The organism is Fibrisoma limi BUZ 3, assembly GCF_000296815.2.
In the GTDB taxonomy this organism is placed as follows: domain Bacteria; phylum Bacteroidota; class Bacteroidia; order Cytophagales; family Spirosomataceae; genus Fibrisoma; species Fibrisoma limi.
Genome location: NZ_CAIT01000006.1, coordinates 976,864 through 998,613, shown reverse-complemented (window position 1 = coordinate 998,613; position 21,750 = coordinate 976,864). Strand labels below are relative to the sequence as shown.

General features: G+C 52.3%; 19 protein-coding genes. 14 read left to right on the top strand and 5 right to left on the bottom strand.

Translation table 11 applies throughout. The features are described from left to right. The first annotated feature begins 270 nt into the window (after nt 1–270). From BN8_RS12095 to BN8_RS12070, 6 genes are all read left to right on the top strand, one after another. A complete protein-coding gene (locus BN8_RS12095) occupies nt 271–1,098 on the top strand; it encodes an alpha/beta fold hydrolase (protein WP_009282155.1) in 828 nt (275 codons plus the stop codon). 133 nt (nt 1,099–1,231) lie between these two features. Beyond that, on the top strand, nt 1,232–2,020 hold the full coding sequence (locus BN8_RS12090) for an alpha/beta hydrolase (RefSeq protein ID WP_009282154.1): 789 nt from the start codon (nt 1,232–1,234) through the stop codon (nt 2,018–2,020). 359 nt (nt 2,021–2,379) lie between these two features. Beyond that, nucleotides 2,380–3,321 carry a ring-cleaving dioxygenase gene (locus tag BN8_RS12085; protein ID WP_009282153.1) on the top strand — a complete coding sequence of 314 codons (942 nt, stop codon included), beginning with the start codon at nt 2,380–2,382 and terminating at the stop codon, nt 3,319–3,321. A 148-nt stretch (nt 3,322–3,469) separates the two neighbouring features. Beyond that, nucleotides 3,470–5,839, top strand: a complete 2,370-nt coding sequence (locus BN8_RS12080; protein ID WP_009282152.1) for a tetratricopeptide repeat-containing sensor histidine kinase — start codon at nt 3,470–3,472, stop codon at nt 5,837–5,839. Between the two features lie 215 nt (nt 5,840–6,054). Next, a complete protein-coding gene (locus BN8_RS12075; protein WP_009282151.1) occupies nt 6,055–7,044 on the top strand; it encodes a helix-turn-helix domain-containing protein in 990 nt (329 codons plus the stop codon). 39 nt (nt 7,045–7,083) lie between these two features. Continuing rightward, nucleotides 7,084–7,836: an SDR family NAD(P)-dependent oxidoreductase gene (locus tag BN8_RS12070; protein WP_040005763.1), complete on the top strand. Its 753-nt coding sequence runs from the start codon at nt 7,084–7,086 to the stop codon at nt 7,834–7,836. 63 nt (nt 7,837–7,899) lie between these two features. Here BN8_RS12070 and BN8_RS12065 read toward each other — a convergent pair whose 3' ends face one another. Then, nucleotides 7,900–10,467 carry a sigma 54-interacting transcriptional regulator gene (locus BN8_RS12065; RefSeq protein ID WP_229367934.1) on the bottom strand — a complete coding sequence of 856 codons (2,568 nt, stop codon included), beginning with the start codon at nt 10,465–10,467 and terminating at the stop codon, nt 7,900–7,902. Nucleotides 10,468–10,673: 206 nt separating this feature from the next. Here BN8_RS12065 and BN8_RS12060 point away from each other — a divergent pair, with 206 nt between their 5' ends. Continuing rightward, nucleotides 10,674–11,528, top strand: coding sequence for an AraC family transcriptional regulator (locus BN8_RS12060; protein WP_009282148.1), 855 nt, complete (start codon nt 10,674–10,676; stop codon nt 11,526–11,528). A gap of 32 nt (nt 11,529–11,560) precedes the next feature. Here BN8_RS12060 and BN8_RS12055 read toward each other — a convergent pair whose 3' ends face one another. Beyond that, nucleotides 11,561–12,568: a cation diffusion facilitator family transporter gene (locus BN8_RS12055; RefSeq protein ID WP_009282147.1), complete on the bottom strand. Its 1,008-nt coding sequence runs from the start codon at nt 12,566–12,568 to the stop codon at nt 11,561–11,563. Between the two features lie 169 nt (nt 12,569–12,737). On the opposite strand from BN8_RS12055, the gene BN8_RS12050 reads away from it, so the two are divergent. Beyond that, nucleotides 12,738–13,286, top strand: a complete 549-nt coding sequence (locus tag BN8_RS12050; RefSeq protein WP_009282146.1) for an NUDIX domain-containing protein — start codon at nt 12,738–12,740, stop codon at nt 13,284–13,286. A gap of 64 nt (nt 13,287–13,350) precedes the next feature. Beyond that, the gene (locus tag BN8_RS12045) at nt 13,351–13,989 is read left to right on the top strand and encodes a LysE family translocator (protein ID WP_040006017.1); all 639 of its coding nucleotides are present in this window, start codon (nt 13,351–13,353) and stop codon (nt 13,987–13,989) included. Between the two features lie 28 nt (nt 13,990–14,017). Here the strand turns inward: BN8_RS12045 and BN8_RS12040 are convergent, their stop codons facing one another. Both BN8_RS12040 and surE read right to left on the bottom strand, forming a co-directional pair. Further along, a complete protein-coding gene (locus tag BN8_RS12040) occupies nt 14,018–15,583 on the bottom strand; it encodes a GH3 auxin-responsive promoter family protein (RefSeq protein ID WP_009282144.1) in 1,566 nt (521 codons plus the stop codon). 78 nt (nt 15,584–15,661) lie between these two features. Next, nucleotides 15,662–16,438, bottom strand: a complete 777-nt coding sequence (surE, locus tag BN8_RS12035; protein WP_009282143.1) for a 5'/3'-nucleotidase SurE — start codon at nt 16,436–16,438, stop codon at nt 15,662–15,664. A 54-nt stretch (nt 16,439–16,492) separates the two neighbouring features. Between surE and BN8_RS12030 the strand changes: the two genes are divergently transcribed. The 4 genes from BN8_RS12030 to BN8_RS12015 all read left to right on the top strand — a co-directional run bounded on the left by BN8_RS12030 (nt 16,493) and on the right by BN8_RS12015 (nt 19,838). Next, nucleotides 16,493–16,999, top strand: a complete 507-nt coding sequence (locus BN8_RS12030) for a GNAT family N-acetyltransferase (protein WP_009282142.1) — start codon at nt 16,493–16,495, stop codon at nt 16,997–16,999. 200 nt (nt 17,000–17,199) lie between these two features. After that, nucleotides 17,200–17,643 (top strand): cold shock domain-containing protein, encoded by a 444-nt coding sequence (locus tag BN8_RS12025; RefSeq protein WP_040005761.1) that lies wholly within the window; start codon nt 17,200–17,202, stop codon nt 17,641–17,643. 191 nt (nt 17,644–17,834) lie between these two features. Beyond that, entirely contained in the window at nt 17,835–18,929 is a 1,095-nt protein-coding gene (locus tag BN8_RS12020) for a glycosyltransferase family 2 protein (protein ID WP_009282140.1), read from the top strand. Beyond that, a complete protein-coding gene (locus BN8_RS12015) occupies nt 18,930–19,838 on the top strand; it encodes a lysylphosphatidylglycerol synthase transmembrane domain-containing protein (protein ID WP_009282139.1) in 909 nt (302 codons plus the stop codon). It abuts the gene before it with no gap. 70 nt (nt 19,839–19,908) lie between these two features. Here the strand turns inward: BN8_RS12015 and trhO are convergent, their stop codons facing one another. Continuing rightward, entirely contained in the window at nt 19,909–20,877 is a 969-nt protein-coding gene (gene trhO, locus BN8_RS12010) for an oxygen-dependent tRNA uridine(34) hydroxylase TrhO (protein WP_009282138.1), read from the bottom strand. Between the two features lie 173 nt (nt 20,878–21,050). Here trhO and BN8_RS12005 point away from each other — a divergent pair, with 173 nt between their 5' ends. Further along, nucleotides 21,051–21,743 carry a deoxynucleoside kinase gene (locus tag BN8_RS12005; RefSeq protein ID WP_009282137.1) on the top strand — a complete coding sequence of 231 codons (693 nt, stop codon included), beginning with the start codon at nt 21,051–21,053 and terminating at the stop codon, nt 21,741–21,743. The last annotated feature ends 7 nt before the right edge of the window (nt 21,744–21,750 follow it).

Sequence of the window (21,750 nt, the reverse complement as noted above, 5' to 3'; positions counted from 1 at the left end):
GATAATAAATGTGATCAAGTTTATGTATTGTGTATTTAAAAAAAGTTACTTCTGGTGGTGGGTTGTAAAAAAAGACAACTGATCATAAATGGAACCGGATAAGGCAACTGAAATCCATACGCACCTATTGAGGGCGAAAAACCGCTCGATGTACCGAAGAACCGTCGATTCATACCGCTATCGGTACATCCCCTTTCCCCAACTTTGTCTCGGTCAATCGGAGAGTCTTATCCCTCTCCAGAAATCGCTAAACACTAAATACCAACGCTTATGCCTACGCTAAAAGTCAAAGACGGTACCGAGATTTATTACAAAGATTGGGGAACCGGTCAGCCCCTTGTTTTTCACCACGGCTGGCCTTTGTCCGCCGATGACTGGGATGCCCAGATGATGTTTTTTCTACAACATGGCTATCGGGTCGTGGCTGCTGATCGGCGCGGACACGGGCGCTCTTCCCAACCAACCGACGGGCACGACATCGATAGCTATGCCGCCGATATCGCCGAACTGGTCGAATTGCTTGATTTGAAAGACGCTATTCACATCGGGCACTCCACGGGTGGTGGGGTCGTGGCCCGGTACGTAGCCAAACACGGACAGGGACGGGTTGCCAAAGCGGTTCTCATCAGTGCGGTTACCCCGTTGATGGTACAAACTGAGGCCAATCCTGACGGCGTACCGATGTCGGTGTTCGATGAGATTCGGGAAAACACCGCGACTCATCGGCAGCAGTATTTTAACGAGTTTACTATGCCTTTTTATGGCTACAACCGGTCGGGCGCTACGCCCCTCCAGGGCGTGCGGGATAACTGGTGGCGTCAGGGAATGATGGGAGGCATCAATGCGCATTACTACGGGATCAAAGCGTTCTCGGAAACCGATTTCACAGAAGACCTGAAGAGCATAGACGTTCCGGTACTGGTCATGCACGGCGAAGACGACCAGATTGTGCCCATCGATGTGACAGCTCATAAAGCCATTAAACTTCTTAAGAATGGCCGTCTGATTACGTATCCTGGCTTTCCGCATGGGATGCCAACAACGGAAGCAGCTACGATCAACGCAGACTTGCTGGCGTTCATAAAATCGGACGCCTAGCCTGGTTCTCAGAAAGAACTGGCGCCGTGACAACCTTATCCGTTGGTAAGGTGGATAGGTACCCATCCAGTAGACTATACCTTAAGCAGAACCAGGTAAGCCTATCTGGTTCTGCTCTAAATCTCCTTCCCGTATGAAAACCATTCACTCAAAAACCATCGTATTTGTCACCGGAGCCTTTGTAACGCACCTGGGCTGGAAGCCGTGGCAGGATTTTTTCGAAAGCAAAGGGTATAAGACGGTGGCTCCGTCCTGGCCCTTCAAAGAGGAATCGCCGGCAGAACTACGTGCTAAACATCCGGCAGGAAACCCAGGCTTGGCCAATTTAACCCTGGAGGAACTGGTTAACCACTACGCCGATATTGTAAAAGCGCAACCCGAAAAACCCATCGTCATCGGCCATTCGCTGGGTGGGTTGGTCACCCAGATCATCGTCAACCGGGATTTGGCGGCTGCCGGAGTGGCTATTCACCCGGTGCCGCCCCAGGGCGTCATTCCGTATGAGTTTTCCTTTCTGAAGGCAGGCTGGAAGGCACTGGGGTTGTTTACCGATGTGCACGAAACGTACCTGATGTCCCTGGAAGATTGGCAGTACGCGTTCGTCAATGAGATGAGCCTGGCTGATCAACAGGCAACCTACGAAGCGAATACCATTCCGGAGTCAAAACGGGTTACGCGGGACGGATTAACGAGTGCCGCTCACGTCGATTTTGAGAAGCCGCATCCCCCCTTGCTGATTACTGCGGGGGATATTGACAATATCATGCCTGCCCACCTGAGCAAGCGCATCTTCGAAGCGTATAAACAAAACGGCTCGGTGCTGGAATACAAAGAGTTTGCAGGCCGCAATCACTATGTGTTAGGACAACCGACCTGGACCGAAGACGCGGAGTATATCCTGGATTGGCTGGAAACCCACTGACATCTTTTTACCCAAACACGAACATCGTTGGTGAGCAGATTTGTGTTTCTCCTGGCAAGTCAGTCCCTAGGGGTGAACTGTCAAATTGATATTGATGATCAGTGAAAATAGATTTTAGTCATGCTGACCGGTACGCCGGAGCGTAAGGAAGCATGACTAAAATCGCACCTATAGAATACCCTCAACTAGTTGTACCTGGGCACTTAGGTAAAAGAGCGTTTGTTTACCGATTAACAGGTCGTGCCGACGGGCACTATCGTTGATAACAGCTTAGCCATAAGTCACACAACTAATGGTTTTATTGTAGTCAATAGCTAGTGAAAATGGCTTTGGCTCATCTAATTTAACCTTTTTCTGCCATGAATAACCCTATCTTAGGTCTTCACCATATTACGGCCATTGCCAACAACGCGCAGCGGAATTATGATTTTTACACCCACGTCATGGGTCTGCGAATGGTGAAGAAGACCGTCAACTTCGATGATCCGGGCACGTATCATTTTTACTACGGCAATGAAGAAGGAACGCCCGGAACCATCCTGACCTTTTTTCCGTGGGAAGGCATAGGGCCGGGCCGCAACGGAGTTGGCATGGCCACTGAGATCGGTTATGCGGTTCCGACCGATAGCCTGGATAAGTGGGCGGGTCGATTTCAGGCGCTTGGCGTATCGGCTGGTGAACAGGCAGAACGGTTTGGCGAACGCTACCTGCCCTTTACCGACCCGGATGGCCTGGCTTTTACCCTCATCGTTCCGAAACAACCCGACAACCGCACTGCCTGGGAAACCGAGGATATAAAACGGGACATGGCTACGCAGGGATTCCATAGCATTACGCTCACACTGCAACGTATTGAACCTACAGCCCGCATACTGACCGACATATTTGGGTACCGGCTGCTGGCCCAGGAAGGCAATCGCTATCGGTTTCAGACGGATGCTGTACCTACGGCATCCACCGTTGATTTGCTGGAAGAGCCCGAGGGGCATGTCGGTCGCAATGCCGCCGGCACCAATCACCACGTAGCGTTCCGGGTGGCCAACGACGCCATTCAGATGGAGTACCGGGACAAAATTCTGAGCAGCGGTTTACAGATAACCCCCAAAATCGATCGCGACTATTTTTTCTCGCTTTACTTCCGCGAACCGGGTGGCGTGTTATTTGAAATTGCTACCGACAATCCCGGTTTTACGGTCGATGAGCCGCTGGCTGAGTTAGGGAGCCATCTGAAATTGCCGAAGCAATACGAAGCGTCGCGGGCGAAGATTGAGCGAGCACTGCCCGTTTTAACCACTTTGTGAGCGAAGCGTCGGCTTCATCGGGCGGATGATAGTGCGAACGGGTTATACGATCACGTTTGTATAGAGCTATTTTTAGATCTCAAACGAAGGTACGCAGTCCACGTACCTTCGTTGAGGTATTCCATCTACGCTCTTAAACGAACGGACTATGCAGCTTTTTCGGTGGATCTGGGTGGCACAACGGTCGCTAAGCTCTCTGGTCATTGGTTGTTACCAGCTACTGACCATCGGTTTCGGGCTAACTATACTGACTCATCAGGCGACCGGCCAAAACATAAACCGGCAGCAGGTCAGGCAACTGCTCAGTCAACTGCAACACAGCAAAACGGCTGAAAAGCAACTGCCTATTTTAGTTGAATTAGGAAAATTCCATATCTACAAACCAGGTGAGGCCAACGTTGATTTAGACAGCGGCAGGGCCTATCTCAACCAGGCAAAACGACTAAGCGACTCCCTGCACTTACTGACCTGGCAGCACGAAATCGAAAGCATGCTGATTGTGGCCGCCATGGAGGGGGGCAACAGCCAGCTTGGTCGGCTTCGATTCGCGCAATTGATTGACGATTGCCGGAAAACGGGCGATAGAGCCGCCGAAGCCAACGTACGGGTCCGGTTAGGCATCTGGCTGCGAAACGTTGACAACGATTATCGTGAGGTCTTTGCAAATTTTCGTCAGGCGGCCGCTATCTACAAATCCCTGAGAGACCAGCAAAAAGAGATTAATGCCTTCAAGGAAGTTGGCATCACTTACTTGTATCAGGGTAAACTGGACAGTGCTCAGGCGGTTCTGACGGACGTACTGGCGCAATACAAGGCCATCGGATACCCTAAACTACATTATACGTATAACCTACTAGCCACCGTCAACACGTTAAAAGGCGATTTTGACAAAGGGCTTTCGTATGCGCTGTTATGCATCGACAGCATGGATAAAACGAAGGATACAGTATCGGCAGCGTCGTTTTACGGGGATCTGGCGCGGATTTATGAAGAAATAGGCAATCACTCGAAAGGAGTCGAATGGCACAGAAAATCACTTCAGGCATGGAGGCAGGAGAGGCTGCCAAACTTTGCCATGTATAATACCGCGAGCTTTATCGCGAAGGATCTGATTCATCAACAGAAACCACGCGAAGCCCTCCAGGTAATCAAAACGTTGGTCAATGAAATACCGACGAATACGATCATTCAAAAAGCATCTGTGGCGCAAAGCCTGGCCTATTGCTACGACGCTCTGCACAACGATCGGCTTGCCGAGCGCTATTACCTGGAAACGCTCGACTGGTATGCAAAAAATAAAATGGATTTTGAGGCTTCACAGCAGGCCGAGATCGATATTGGCGGCTTTTACGTGCAACAGAAAAACTTCCGAAAAGCTGCGGTTCATTTAACGAAGGCACTGAGTTTTTATCCGCAGAAGAACTCGTTATCAACCATAAAAGATCTGCATTTTCTCTTGTTTAAGGTTGATTCAGCGCAGGGGAATTACCTGTCTGCCATGCGGCATTTTCGGCAGCATAAAGCCCTGAACGACTCGCTGTTTAATGAAACAAAGAGTAAACAGATTGCGAGTCTTCAGATACGATACGACACCCGTAAAAAAGAGCAGGACATTGCTTTGCTCACTAAGCAAAGTGAGCTGCAACAAAGCGAACTGAAGTATGCGCAGGCAAGTCGGAACTACATTATTGCCGGTACTATTTTGCTGGCTGGATTACTGGGCGTAAGCTACAATCGCTACCGGCTCAAGAAACGGAGTAATGAACAGCTTCAGACCCAGCAGCAACAACTCCAGGCCCAGCACGAAGAGCTGCAAACCCAGCAGGACGCTCTGCAGGGGCAACAGCAGGAGATCAACCAGAAGAATGAATACTTGCAGCGGCTGCTGGAGGAAAAAGAGTGGATGTTGAAGGAGATTCACCACCGTGTCAAAAATAACCTGCAGGTGGTGTCCAGCCTGCTTAATGCGCAGTCGGATTATTTGAATGACCCTCAGGCGCTCACCGCCATTCAGGATAGCCGGAATCGGGTTCACGCGATGGCGCTCATCCACCAGAAACTGTATCAGTCTAATAGCCTTGCCCTGGTCGATATGCGCGAATACATCGACGAGATTGTTGATTACCTCATGGAATCATTTGACCGCCGGGAATCCGTAAGCGCCGTATTAAACGTAGCAGCTTTACAGTTTGACGTTAGCCTGGCAACGCCTATTGGCTTGATCATCAACGAAGCCGTGACCAACTCGCTTAAGTACGCTTTTCCGCATGGCTCTGGTCTTATTACCATTGAACTCCGTGGGATTCAGGATCAGGCGTACGGGCTAACCATCAGCGATAACGGCGTAGGGATGCCGCCGGAGTTTGACCTCGAACGTAGTGACACGCTGGGCCTGACCATGATTCGTGGCCTGAGCCGGCAGATCGGTGGCCAGTTGGATATTAGCCAGCAGTCCGGCGTTCATATACATCTGGAGTTTAGCCCAGTGAAACAGGCCGACAAAACCATATGGGCGTAGGGCTAACCGCCCGGTTCAGGACGTTTTTCTGTACGTCCCCATTCCGCTATGCAGATTCATTTTCAATCTGGCTCTTACGGTGAAACGTCGTTGCCGCGTAGCCAGAAGAAGTCCCGGGTTTATATGCAATGACTACACGCAGGATCATGGATTTATTGTAGCAGATAATTGGTTTATCAGGCTACTACCATTGATTTATACAAATTAGGTGAGTCATGTCGATTACCTCGTTAGAAGAGCTTTGCCACCGGTTAACGGCTGGTACCTCCACTGAATTGCATGCACTACTTCCTGGTGGTATCCAGCAGGAAATTGGTCATTTTAACGTGTTCGATCTGGACGATCTGGATCAGGACGACCGCGAAAAACCAGCGACGGTCTACCCCTGTCGGACGTACTACAAGATAAGTCTGCTACGTGGGCAGAGTCGAATCGAATACGGTAGCAAAGCAATCACTATCAACCGGAATGCCCTTGTTTTCTCGACCCCTAAAGTGCTTCACCACTGGCTGCCTATGGGTTTGCAAAGCGGTCCTTTCTGCGTCTTCACGGCGGAGTTTATGCTGCCTACCAGGAGCGGGGTTATTCTAGATGAAATGCCTGTTTTTAAGAACAACCCATACCCTGTTTTCACCCTGACCGACGAAGAGTTCAGCCAGGTTCAGTCTATTTTTGGGCGTATTAAGGCGGAAATTGCATCTGATTATGCCTACAAATATGACTTGCTGCGGGCCTATGTCTTAGAGCTGATTCATTTCGGGCAGAAACTACAGCCATCCTCCTCGTTACATCCCAGCCACTCGGCTTCAGCACGAATGACCTCCATGTTTATCGAACTGCTGGAACGGCAGTTTCCCATCGAAACCCCACAGCAAACGTTACGTCTTCGCACAGCGAAAGACTATGCCGATCATCTGGCTGTGCATATCAATCACCTGAATAAAACACTCAAGGAAACAACGGGTCTCACTACGACCAACCTCATAGAAGGACGTATTGCGCAGGAAGCGAAAGGGTTGCTACAGCAAACAGACTGGAGTGTCTCTGATATCGCGTATTGCCTGGGGTTTGCTGATGTAGCGCACTTCTCCAACTTCTTCAAGCGGCAGACGTCCCTTTCGCCCAGTACGTATCGCGGGCAGGAAAAAAGTGTGAATTATACAACCAATCCATTGACGTACACAAACACCTCACTGGCGATGTAATGGACCTTTGCAGGGTCATTTTTTCTATTAATCGACCAGATGAAAACCAATAAAATTGCATTAGTTACTGGCGGTAGCCGGGGCCTGGGTAAAAGTATGGCCTTACATTTAGCCAAACAGGGAATCGGTGTTATACTAACGTACCACAGCAACGAGGTCGAAGCCGCAGCTACTGTGGCTGAAGTTGAAGCCCTCGGCCAGCACGCAGTAGCGCTGCCACTCAATACGGCTGATAGTTCCAGTTTCGATGCCTTCTTTGAACGGGTAAACCTTGCTTTGCTGAATACATTCGGTACTGACCGGTTTGATTTCTTGATCAACAATGCCGGCACCAGCCTTTCCGCTCTTATTGCTGAAACGACAGAAGCTCAGTTTGATGAAATGATGAATATTCATCTGAAAGGCGTCTACTTTTTAACCCAGAAGTCGCTGCCCTTGCTGGCAGACGGCGGCCGAATCATCAACATCTCATCGGGCGTAACCCGGTATTCTTATTCAGGTGTCTCCGCCTACGGGATCATGAAAGGTGCTGTAGATGTCTTCACCCGCTATTTGGCTCTTGAACTGGGGGCGCGAGGTATTACGGCGAACGTAGTCGCTCCCGGCGCTGTATTTGGGGGTGGTACTATGCCGGACTCGCCCGAGATGCGGACGTATGTGGCTGCTAACACGGCGCTGGGTCGGGTTGCTCTGCCCGACGACATCGGTGGTGTGGTAGCGTTTCTTTGTACAGAAGAAGCCAGATGGATCAATGGGCAGCGCATTGAGCTGACCGGCGGCATGCATCTGTAGGGCTATCGTAATCATTGGCTCGCAGGCCGATGAAACCATGTGGGCGACAAGTCAACCGCCGTTTCAGGGAGCGAGGGGCCTGGGGTTCGCACTGATATTTAATTTCTTCATGCGGGCTTCCAGCGTAGTGGGCTTCAGGTTGAGCAGTTCAGCCGCGCCACCCGCCCCCCGAATGCGGTTTCCTGATTTGGCCAGAGCCGCCAGGATCGCGGCCCGCATGGTTTCTTCAATAGGCTGGATGGTATCTTCAGGTTGACCGGCAATAAGTGGGACGTGCGTACGTGGACTTGCCAGTAACGGTTCGGCCAATGCCAACGTAGTGGTTTGCGACAGGATAGCCGCCCGTTCCAGTACGTGTTCCAGTTCGCGGATATTACCCGGCCAATCGTAGTTCAGCAGTTGGTGGAGCGACGTATTGGCAATGCTCGTCAACGGTTTGCCGAGTTTTTTGCTGATCCGTTTCAGGAAATACTGGGCCAGCGGCTGAATATCATCGCGACGTTCCCGTAGGGGGGGCACCGTTATCGGAAATACGTTGAGTCGGTAGTACAAATCCGAACGGAATCGGCCACTGGTAACCTCCTGTTGCAGGTTCCGGTTGGTGGCCGCAATGATTCGGACATCGATCAGGATGGGGCCTTTTCCGCCAATACGCTCAATCTCTTTTTCCTGAATCGCCCGCAGCAGTTTGGGTTGTAATTCAAGGGGTAGCTCTCCAATTTCGTCCAGGAACAGCGTACCGCCATTGGCCAGTTCAAATTTGCCAATCCGTTTCTCGGTTGCTCCGGTAAAACTCCCCCGCTCATGCCCAAAGAGTTCCGACTCAATCAACTGGGCGGGCAGGGCTGCACAGTTGATTTTTACGATAGCCCGGTTCTTCCGATCCGATCGGTTATGAATCGCCCGGGCAACGAGTTCTTTCCCGGTTCCGGTTTCGCCCGTTATCAGTACGGTATAATCAGTTGGCGCTACCTGGCTGATGCTGGTAAAGACGGTCTGAAGCGCCGGGCTGATGCCGATAATTTCCTCAACGTTGTGGCTTGTTTTTATCTCTTCGGTCAGGTACGTTTTTTCCAGCTGGAGTTGTTCGCTCAACGTTTTGATCTGCTCGAAAGCCAGTAAGTTTTCCAGCGCCAGCGCCAACTGAATGCTGATGTCCTGCAACGTACTGAGGTCTTTGTAGGTAAACGCATACGGGGCTTTACTACCCAGTATCAGCGACGCTACGGGTTGGTTTTTAACAAAAATGGGGGCGTACATGGACGATTGCAGCCCCAGTTTAGTATGATACAACGCCCCGACGACATTATCAGTCAGCTCTTTCGTAAACTGGCTTCCCACGTGAAGCGTTGGTTTGACCAGGCTGGCTTTCAGATCGGCCAACGTCTTCTGCCACTCGTCTGCATCGACCTGGTAGTGGTGAACAATAGTCTGCCTGGTTAGGGGGGTAAAAACAACGCCGTCTTTACGCACGATACTATCTATGGCCGCAGTTTCCGATGGCCTGCCAACTTGATAAAGCGCAACCAGATCGACGGGCAATAACTCATTGATGGCGCCGGCCACCTGCGATAAAATCGCGTCGATGTTGCTGCCGTTGCGGAAGGCGTTGACAATCGCGAGTTCAATTGCTTTTATTTGTCGGCGGGCGTCGAGTTCTTCATACGCCAGCAGATTATCCAGTGCGAGGGCAATCTGAGGGGTAATCAGACTAACCGCTTCGTAGTCTTTCTGAGTAAACCCTTCGGCCAGGGTACTGGACAGAATGATGGTCGTCAGTGAGTTTCGTTTTAACTGAATGGGAAACAGCATCAGCGACTGAACACCAAAGTTGTCCCGGCACGACCGGGCTGTTACGTACGTATCGCACAGTTGATCAAAGGTTTCCCCCGTAAATATCCCCGCCTTTTCGCCCAAACGATCGGGTGCTTCCCGATCCAGTCGTTCAAGGAGAAGCTCATCGGCTTCGTTTTGCAACAGGGTCGCCAGGTTAACGCGCTCAAAGGTGTTCATCCTGGTCTTTTCCAGCATCAGCCAGTAGAAAGAGGATTCGTCGGGCAGACCAATGCGAATGTTCAGATACGAGAACGAAACAAGCTGATGAATCTGCGTGGCTATTGCCAGGCACAGTTGCTCGCGATCCTGAATACTGACGATGGCGTTGTTGACCGCAATCTGGATGGTCTGCTGTCGGCGGAGTTTGGCTTCTTCGCTGTGGGCGTGCCGATAGCGGGCAATCTCCAGCGTAGTAAGCACATCTTTCTCCCGAAAAGGCTTCGTCAGAAACCCAAATGGCTGCGTTATCTTGGCCGCTTCCATCAGGCCATCCGTCAGGTTCGCCGACAGAAAAACGAACGGAATCGACCGGTCATTTAGCCAGTGAGCTAAATCAATACCGGTCTGGTCGCCGTTCAGGAAAATATCCAGCAACACGATGTCCGGCGTTTGATCGGCTACAACTGTTTTCGCTTCATCGACTGAGCCAGCCAGGCCAATAACCTGGTAGCCGGCTTTTATCAGAATACGGCGCAGATCATTGGCAATCAAAAACTCATCCTCTACAATGAGCAGGGAAGGCAAATGAATCAGTTCATCAGAGAAGGCCATGACGACAAGGTAAGGCAAGTGCATGGTAAAGATACAATGGAATAAAGACTCCATTTCGTACCTCCAATATATTGGAGCCTCTATTATTTTGGGTGAAAGAGTCTGGTAATAGCTGTCTGCTATACGTTTGATAGTCAGTGTTTTGATAGCGAATGTTTCATTGGTGGACCGGATTGGCATTGCATTGGCAACAGTGGGTATTGTGATCTTGCCAACCTCTTCTCTCAACCATGAAACGCTTCATTCAATCCGACCCCCTGCTTATTCAGCGATTAGATATTGAAACCTGGTCGCTCCCGGTTCATACGCACAATCATTTTGAACTTATTCTTATTCAGGCGGGTAGTGGACAGCATGTTGTCAATGATAATCGAGTTGGGTATCAGCCCGGTGATGTGTTTTTACTCAGCCCTTCAGACAGGCATACGTTCATTGTCAGCAACAGGACGTCCCTGTATAGTCTTTCCTTTACAGCACTCTATGTGGCCAGTCTGATGACGTCCGAAGCTACGTTATGGGGCCATTTTAAGGAGTACAGCACATCTGTCGCTCATCTCTTGCAGGGGGATAGCCGTAAACGGCGGACAGAGCAGCAAAGTCTGCTGGCACTGGTAGACGTTATCTGGGCGGAACAGCAGAGCCCCGGGCCGTTATTTTCTAACCCGGTTGTTGAATCGCTGATGCGGGCTATTCTGACGTTGCTGGACCGGGAACTGGCTCAGTATTCACTTGAGCCTACCTTGCCGAAAACTACCGCATCGGGGGTGATCCAGCGTATCGCTGCTTACATATGCCGCCACATAACGGAACCAGACGAACTGCGGATGGAAAAACTGGCGGATGTTTTTAATTACTCGCCCAGCCACCTGGGGGCGCTTTTCAAGCAGCACATGGGCGAATCCATTCAACAGTACATTATTCGGTACAAACTCCGGCTGGTCGAAACACGATTGAGCGTAAGCACGATGACCATCTCGCAGATCGCCGACGAATTTGGGTTCTCGGACGTGTGCCACCTCAACAAGCTATTCAAACGGTACTACCATCACACGCCCACCAGTTATCGCCGTGGCTTGTGCAATTAACCAGCCATAGTCTTTATAAAATTGACGCTTGTCTACACATTGGGCGGGGCCAACGCCACGAAATGTTTCTGATTGAGGGGGAGGTTTTCGGCTGTCCAGTCCACGTCGCGTACGAACGGAAAACCACGCACGGGGCAATCCGCGACGCGGCAGTAATGGCAGCACTCCTGTTCACAGGGGTCGGTGTGCACAAAAATTTCGACCTCGCTCCGAAAGCCGTCTTTTAGCGTATCTTCAAAATGATGGACCTCATCGTGAACCTGGTTCAGATCCCAGTAATACGGCAGCGTCAGGTGACAGTCGATGTGCAGGTCGGCTCCGTATTTCTGAACGCGCAGATTATGCACGTCGATCCAGTTGCGGTCTTTGTGGCTGTTGAGCAGACTCACCACTCGCTCGATGGTCGGTACGTCGGCTTCGTCCATGAGCCGGGCCACCGATTGCCGAATGAGCTGGAACCCATTGTAGATGATGATCAGCGACAATATCAGCGACAGCACACTGTCCAGCCAGAGCTGGTTGGTGAGCCAGACCAGGGCCACGCCAGCCAGCACTACCAGGCTGCTGACGCTGTCGGTCAGCAGGTGCCGTCCGTCGGCCGTCAGGGCTAGTGAGTCGGTACGCCGGCCTGTCCGGACCAGCATCAGGCCCGTTCCGGCGTTGGCGGCCGTAGTCAGCGCTATCAGCCCCAGCCCCCAGTCCAGGTTCGTCAGCGTTTTGGTGATGAAGAAGCTATAAACAGCCTGAATGAGGATGAAGATACCTGCCGACGTAATCAGCGCGCCTTCAAAGCCCGACGACAGAAACTCAATCTTGCCGTGACCGTACGGGTGGTTCAGGTCACGGGGCTGGCCCGATAGGTACACGCTGTACAAGGCAAACCCACTCGCCACGACGTTGACGATAGATTCCAGCGCGTCGGTCAGGATGGCTGTTGACGAGGTGAGGTAATAAGCCGTCAGTTTGATTAGCAGCAGAACAATACTCAGCCCTACCGAAAAGGTCATCCAGCGGTATTTAGTTTGTTGGGGAGTTGCCATTTTTCAGAAAGGACGCTGGATGCGCAACGCGGTCCGCCGTTACGGTTGAATAGTAGATGGATTAACTGGTTTATTATCAACGTTTACTAGTCAACACCCAGCGTTGTGGATCTGGCGTCTTGCCGCAAATTTAGCCATTCGTAGCCGAAAAGTTTGTACTTTCGTTGCCATGAATGCAACCGAAAATCCCTGGAAAACGCTCAACTCGTCGGTTCGCTACGAGAATAATTGGTTAAGCATCAGGCACGAAGAGGTAGTGACCCCCGCTGGAACCCCAGGCATATACGGAGTCGTTAGTTTCAAGAACAAAGCGATCGGTGTTGTCCCTATTGACGCCGATGGCAATACGTACCTGGTTGGGCAATACCGGTATCCGCTCGATGAATATTCCTGGGAAATTCCGGAAGGTGGTTCTCCGCTGGGTACCGATCCGCTGGAGTCGGCCAAACGTGAACTAAAAGAAGAAACCGGCCTCGAAGCGCGAACGTGGACTAAAATCGCCCGGATTCATACATCTAATTCCGCCACCGACGAGGAGGGCTTTTTATACATTGCCGAAGACCTGATTCAGGGTGAGCATGCTCCCGAGGAAACTGAACAGTTGCAGGTACGGAAGCTGCCCCTGGCCGATGCCGTAGAGATGGTCATGACGAGTCAGATCACCGATTCGCTCAGTATGGCCGGCTTGCTGATGGTAGCCCGGTTGCGGGGTCTTTAAATTGCTGTTTCGGGTTAGTAACGGGTTCGTTGCTTACCCCCAGCCTATAAACAAAAAATCAATTGTGTTTTTACCAATTCTGTACGGTTTCCTGGTCGGTATTGCACTTTGCCTGACCTTCGGAACGGTTTTCTTTGCGCTCATTCAGAACAGTGTCGACAACGGGTTTCGCTCGGGCATGAAAATCGTGCTGGGCGTCATTATCGGCGACATTCTGTTCGTGCTCGCGGCTTTACTTGGTACGTCGTTTATTCCGAAGGTGGATGGAATCGAGCACATTCTGGCTCTTGTGGGCGTGGTGTTCCTGACAGCCATGGGGCTGGTCAACATCCTGAAAGGAACACCCAGACTGGCTTATCCGCAGACGCGGTTCGGCAACTACCTGTATTACGTTTCGACGGGCTTTTTCCTGAATGCGCTGAACCCGGTTAACTTCATCTCCTGGGTGACAATCGTGGCCTACATCCGGTCGCACCTCCACTACACAGTCGCTGAGCAGTACGGGTTTATGGGTGCCAGTCTGCTTGGGGTGTTTGCCACCGAATCGGCGCTGGCTTACTACGCCAACCGGCTTAAGCGACTCTTTACGCCCCGGGTAATCACCATCTTTAACCGAACCACCGGTTTCGTATTTCTGGCCGTAGCGGTGCAGATTGCCTACACCCGCCTGTACGAGCCGATGATGAAGGCAATGAACTGGTAAGCGGTAATTACCACTTACCAGTTCATCCTCACTGATTAACGGGCTTGCCCAGCGATTTACTCAGAAAATCTTCCCAGTCGGCAATCAGGTTTTTCTTCAGCACGCGCGGGAATTTGTGCTGTCCGCCCATCTTGCCCTTTGACTCCATCCAGCGGTAGAACGTAGCCGTAGGTAAGGCCGTTACGGTAATTTCCTTCAGCGCATGTTTGCGTTCCACGGCGTAGTCGTCGTTCAGTTCTTTCAACGTTGCGTCGATACGGTCGCGCAGTACGTTGGTATCGACGGGGTCGTCAGTGCCGATGTACCAATGGTGAGCAAACATTGTATCGTGTGTAACCCCTGCTACGGTAAACTCCCGTACATCGAGGCCCATCTCTTCCGAGACCAACTCAACGGCCTTGTTCATGTTATCGACCGAGAGGTGTTCGCCACACAGGCTCAGGAAGTGTTTGGTGCGGCCTGTGATTACGATTTCGGCCCGTTTCTTGGACACAAACCGGATCGTATCGCCGATCAGGTAACGCCACGCACCCGAGCAGGTCGACAGCAGCAGGGCATACTCCTTGCCTTCCTCTACCTCGTCGATCATCAACGTTTCTGGATTGGCGGTCAGCTCGCCATCGGGCGTAAAATTCCGGTCGTTGAACGGGATAAATTCAAAGAAAAGGCCGTTGTTCAGCACCAACTGCATACCGTCGGCATTAGGGTGCGACTGGTACGCAATGAAGCCCTCCGACGCCAGGTACGTTTCGATGTAGGTAATGGGGTGCGCCAGTAGCTTTTCAAAGCCTTTCCGGTACGGCTCAAACGATACCCCACCGTGGCAGAATACCATCAGATTCGGCCAGATGTCATGGATGGTTTTGACCTTATAACGGGCAATGATCTTCTCCATCAACAGTTGAATCCAGGCCGGTACGCCCACCACGTAGCCAATGTCCCAGTCGGCGGCCTGTTCGGTGATCTCGTCCAGCTTCAGCGCCCAGTCTCGTTCCTGCGCGATTTCCTTACCAGGTTTGTAGAACCGCTGGAACCAGAATGGAATCTGGCTGGCCGTAATGCCGCTGAGGTCACCTTCGAAGTGGCCTTCGCGGGCGTTGAGGTTGGTGCTGCCACCCAGCATGAGGTAACCCTTTTCGTACAGCGTGGAGGGCAGGTTCTGGTAGCGGCCCAGGGTCAGAATCTGCCGGATGCTGGTGCGCTGGATAGCCCGCGACATCGATTTCGTGACCGGAATGTACTTGGAAGACGCTTCTGACGTACCGGAACTGAGCGCGAAGTATTTGACCCGACCCGGCCAGGTGACGTTCTTCTCGCCCTCCAGCGCCCGGCTCCACCATTCGTTGAAGATCCGGTTGTAGTCGTAAATGGGGACGTATTGTTTATATTTTTCGTAAAACTCCCGATCCGTTCCAAATTCGGCCGCGTTGAGCAACTCGTCAAATTTGTATTTTTCACCGAAAGCCGTATGCTGGGCTTTCCGGACTAGCTTGCGAAACACCCTGCGTTGCAGTTTGAACGCGTTGATGCGTTTACGCTGAACGACATTCGTCAGACGAATCCCGTTCTTCAGCATTCTCCCTAATAGTGGCATGTTATGTTGATGCTTTTATGTAGAATGTATGATATACGACGTGTAAGCAATCGTCAGTAAGTCATATACCATATACTCTTACAGGTTCCAGTTCTTCAGTTCATCCACCATCGCATAGGCGGTCAGGTCGTACTGACACGGTACTACGGAGGTGTAATTGTTGGCCAGCGCATACTCGTCGGTATCTTCGGCGTGCGTGTCGTAGTTCACAAATTCGCCCGCCAGCCAGAAATACCGGCGACCATGGGGGTCGCGCCGTTCGTCGAACACTTCCTGCCATTTGGCATTGGCCTGCCGGCAGATTCGGATGCCTTTCAGGGGCTCGCTGCCCCGGGGCGGAAAATTTACGTTCAGGGCCGTACCTTTGGTCATGCCCCGTTCCAGCACGTTGCGCGTGATGGACAGGATATGTTCGTGCGTATGCGAGAAGTCGGGCTGTCGGGTAAAATCTCCTAACGAAAAACCAATGGCCGGAATTCCCTCGATGGCCGCTTCAATGGCCGCCGACATGGTCCCGGAATACAAAACGCTGATGGACGTATTGCCGCCGTGGTTGACGCCACTCACGACGAGATCGGGGGCGCGGTCCTTCAAAACATGGTGTTTCGCCAGTTTAACACAGTCGGCCGGTGTGCCCGAACATTCGTACGCGATTACATCGGCAAAGATGTCGGTTGGGTATAAACGGAGGGGGTTGGCAATGGTGATAGCATGACCCATGCCCGACTGCGGGCTGTTGGGTGCCACGACGACCACTGTGCCTAATTGCTGCATCAGTTCAACCAGGGTACGAATCCCGTGCGACGTAATGCCGTCATCATTCGTTACTAAAATCAGGGGCTTTTGCTCCGCCATGTAAAGTGGGTTGTGGTAATATTGTGGGGTAAAAATACAAAATAACCCCCGAACGTGCCGACGAAACTTCGCACTGCAACCCCCGATGATATCCCCGCCATCATCGAATTACAGACAAAAATCTGGGAACCAACCTACCGCCCGATCCTGAGCCAGGAGCAGATTGCCTATATGTTTGACCGGATGTATTCGCCCGACGCGCTGAACCGGCAGATGACCGAGCAGGGGCATGAATTTATCCTCGCCGAAACCTCGCCCGACGATCGGCTGCTGGGGTTTGCTTCCTTCAGTGTCATTGAAGACAATCGCGAGTTATGTAAGCTGCACAAGATTTATGTGCTACCCGAAACCCAGGGTACCGGGCTGGGGCGGCAGTTGCTGACGGCGGTGGAAGATCGATGCCGCGAGCAGGGTGGACGCGAACTGCTGCTGAATGTTAACCGGCATAACAAAGCCAGGGCATTTTACGAGAAGCAGGGATTTCAGGTGCGCTACGAAGAAGACATCCCCATTGGACCCTACTGGATGAATGACTACGTAATGGGGAAGCTATTGGTATGATGCAAACCAAAAATGAGTAATAACAGAAAGTTTACAAGCAAAATCGTGGTTAATCAACTAATTCTTGCTATATTCAGTTCGATAAGTGGTGGCATGATCGATTTCTACCTATTACGTCACCAAACTTCACCAGGGCATCACTTCCGAATTAAAATCATGATCCGACAGGCATGATAAGCCCGGCGGAACAAACACAAATTATGGATACATTCAGTAAAAAAGAGAAAGAGAAACAGCGGCAGAAAAAGAAGAAGGACAAGCAGGAAAAACGAGAGGATCGGAAGGCGAATGCGCAGAAAGGGCAATCGCTCGATCAGATGTTGGCTTATGTAGACGAGAACGGCAACATCACAACGACTCCTCCTGATCCTAACCGAAAGCGGGAAGTTAATCAGGAAGAAATCCAGATCGGCGTTCCCCGGCAGGATGCCATGGCTACGGAGGAGGTAACTCGTCGCGGAATCGTAACGTCGTTCAATACCTCGAAAGGCTACGGGTTTATTCGGGATCAGCAGACGCAGGAGAGTATTTTCGTGCATGTGAATGCACTGAAAGAGCCAATCAGCGAACGGGATAAGGTGACTTTTTCCGTAGAGATGACGCCCAAGGGGCTTAATGCCATTAACGTGAAAAAAGCGGTCTGAGCAGTCAGCCAACGTTTGCTGGTTGCCGGCTTTCCAATACTTGAAAAAATAGTGATACAGTAAACAAAGCCTGGCTCGGAAAGCCGGGCTTTTTTGCGGCCACGTCTTTATTGTCTACCTTGGTCAGTAAAAAGAAGGGTTGGTAACAACCGACGCGCCTGTCTGGGCAGTCGGAACCGGGACCAATCATTTTGTCGCACGACGAATGCCAGCCGGCATTGCCAAGCCTGTTTCCGGCTCGAAACCGGTTCGATGATGGAAGCAAGCCGCCCACCGGGACAACGACCGTTGAATGGCGGCTGACTCCCGTGCTGACACACGGTCACTCTATGGAAAACGATGCACTTATTTCACTGGTCATACCGCTTTACAACGAAGCTGATAACGTCAGGCCACTGCTCGACCGCATCCGGACGGCATTGGCTGGCCATGCGTACGAAGTGATTCTGGTCGACGACGGCTCCCGCGATGCTACCGTACGGAACGTACGGCAGTGGGCCGACGAACACCTGCGGTTGCTGGTGTTGTACCGCAACTACGGCCAGACTACTGCTATGGCTGCGGGCATTCAGGCCGCCCGGGGCGAATACATCGTGACGCTGGACGGCGACCTGCAAAATGATCCGATGGATATTCCCTGGCTGGTCGAACTGGCTCAGACGGAAGGCTGGGACGTAGTGGCGGGCAACCGGGCCAGTCGGCAGGATGGATTCCTGCTCCGCAAGTTCCCCAGCCGACTGGCCAACGCACTGATCCAGCGCCTGACGGGGGTGTATCTCAACGACTACGGCTGTACGCTCAAGGTATTCCGGCGCGAGGTAGCCCGCGACCTGGGGCTATACGGCGAGCTGCACCGGTTTATTCCCGTATTAGCCGCCATGCAGGGTGCTCGCATGACCCAGCGCGATGTGCAGCACCATCCGCGGCTGCACGGCTCATCAAAATACGGACTCGGTCGGACGTTCCGGGTGCTGAGTGATCTGCTGTTCATCGTGTTCATGCAGCGCTATTTCCGCCGACCCATGCATCTGTTTGGCCCGATTGGGCTGCTGGCGGTCGGTCTCGGGATTGGGCTGGGCAGCTACCTGTTCGTGCTCCGGCTCACGGGCGAACCGATTGGAAACAGTTCGTTGCTAACACTGGCGGCCGTGCTCGTACTCGGTGGTTTGCAACTACTGACCTTCGGATTCATCGCCGAGATTCAGATGCGAACGTATTACGAGTCCGCCCACAAACCCACCTACCGCATCCGGGAAGAATTTCAACTTGCTCCGGCTGTTCGCTGAATGAAAAACCTATTCGCGTCTTCCGTTCAGTCACCTGAGCAGCCCGTAACGGACGAGCCAGCGAAAAGCAGGAGGTGGGGACCGATCCTCCTAAAAGCCGTGCTGAGCGTGCTGGCCATTACGTACCTGGTCTGGCGAACCGACTGGGCGGCTGTGGGGAGTGTGATGAGCCGGGCGCGGGTAGAGTGGCTGCTGATGGCCGTGCTGGCCTACAATTCATCGCAGATTACCAGTACGTTCCGGTTGAAAACCATGCTGAGGGGTGTTGGCGTCCAGGCCCCATTCCGGTATCTCCTGCCGTTGTACTACACAGGCATGGCCTATAACCTGTTTCTGCCGGGTGGTATTGGCGGAGACGGCTACAAGGCGGTTCGATTGAAAACTAAATTTGGGGTTGGCTACCGGCTGGTCGTGACGACCTTACTGCTGGATCGTCTGCTGGGGTTGCTGGCGATCGTTGTACTGGGATGCCTGACTGCGGGTTTCAGTACGTCGGTGCAGACCTTGCTGCCGGTACCGCCCTGGATGGGACCCGTATTAGCCGGATCAGTGATTGCCGTGGCTTACGTTGGCGTTCGACTGGTGTTTGGGCGGTTCAGGACTGTTTTCTGGCAGGGTGTGGCCGTAGCGCTGGGCGTGCAAACCCTGCAACTACTCGGCTGTACGTGTCTGTTGCTGGCACTACGGGTCAATACCAACTTTGTGGATTACCTGCTGACGTTTCTGGCGTCGTCTATCGCGGCTGCTCTGCCGCTGACGATCGGTGGGATTGGTATGCGGGAGTTGGTGTTTGTACAGATGAGCCAGTGGTTGCCCATCCGAACGCCCGACGCCCTGGCAACGAGTCTGCTGTTTTATCTGGTCGCGGCCGTTAGTTCGTTGCAGGGGTTCTGGGTGAAGCAGAGCTGAGGAAAAAACGACCGGGACGATTAGCCCCGGCCGTTTTTTTATGATCAATACGTGCTTTCGTTTGACAACGTTACTGCCGGAGCTCGGCGCTTTCCTGCCCTTTGCGACTTTTAAAGCCCAGAGCCGGGGTATACCCTTCCGACTGCTTGCTGTAGTAACCCGTACCATCGTAGGCACGGAGGTTCGGGTCTTCCTTGCAGGCATCCGAACACGTACCGGCATGTTCCCAGCCGCAGTCGTCGCAAAGCGTTACGTGGTTGTTGCAGGCCGGGCTGGCGCAGTTGATCATCCGGCTGGTGGTTTTGCCGCAGCGGTAGCAGGTCGATACCACCTTAGGGTTCACGTGGTTCACGTCGACCGTCAGGCGGTTGTCGAACACGTAACACTGGCCTTCAAAATCTTCGCCACCTGCTTCAAGACCGTATTTGATGATGCCGCCGTGGAGTTGATACACGTTCTGAAATCCGCGCGACAGCAGGTAAGCACTGGCTTTTTCACATTTGATACCACCCGTGCAGTAGGTGACAATCTTCTTATCTTTCAGGTGCTCAATTTCATGGACGTGCTCCGGCAATTCGCGCAGATTTTCCATGTCAAACGTAACCGCCCCTTTAAAGCGGCCTACGGAATGTTCGTAGTTGGACCGCATATCGACCAGCACGACATCCGGGTCGTTTTTCAGACGACGGAACTCTTCTGGCTCCAGGTGCTTGCCTGTTTGCTCAAGCGGGTTGACCGGCAGATCGGAGTTAACGATCTCTTCCTTCTGCCGGACGTGTAGTTTCTGAAACGCGTGATGATCGTGTTCTTCTACCTTAAAATCGATGGTTGCGAAGCGCGGATCAGCATGCAGCGCGGCCATGTAGGCTTCGCAGTCGGCCGTCAAACCCGACACGGTACCGTTCAGTCCCTCGGGAGCAACAATGATCCGCCCGAGCAGATTCAGCCGCAGACACAGCAGATGATGTTCTTCGCGGTACTGCGCCGGATTCTCGATGGGCGTGTAGATATAGTAAAGTAAAACGCGGTACGGTTTCATGCTATCAAAAACTTACTAACAAAATTAAACCCATTTTTGTAAAGTTCGTTCCAATACCAAAAGGAGGAAAGGGACGAGGGGAAGGAGAGGAGGAAGGGAAATGGCCACGGAGGTAACTCCCACACTTCCCTTCCTCCCTTTTCTCCTCTCCTCTCCTCCCTTATCCTTCTACCATGCACATCGCCATAACAGGAAATATAGGAGCCGGCAAGACGACGCTGGCCGAATTACTCGCCGATCACTGTGGCTGGGAAGTTTTATACGAAGCTGTCGAAGGCAATCCATACCTGGCGGATTTTTACGCCGATATGGAACGATGGTCATTTAATTTGCAGGTGTATTTTCTGAATAGCCGGCTAACGCAGGTCAAGAAAATTATGAGCGTGCTGGACGAAAATCGGGCCAACGCCCGCCTGGGTAACGCTGCTCCGGCCCGAACGATGGTGCAGGACCGGACTATCTACGAAGATTCGGCTATCTTCGCCCGGAACCTCTACGAAAGCGGCTACATGACCGAGCGCGATTACCGCACCTACCTTGATCTGTTCAACAACATGGTAAGTCTGGTTCACCCGCCTGATCTCATGATCTACCTCCGGGCCGATCTGCCCAAACTGCGCGAACAGATTCAGAAGCGGGGCCGCTCATTTGAGCAATCGATCAGCGATGCCTATCTGTCAAGTTTGAATCGGCTCTACGAGGACTTTGTTGCATCCTATACGGCGGGCGAACTGCTAATCCTGGACATGAACCAACTGGATTTCGCCCACCAGCCAGCCGATTTTAATACCGTAATTCGGCAGATCAAGTCGCGGTTAACGGTGTTAGATGGAACAAGCCGGGGATCTTTTTCAGCAGACGTTTGAGGGCATT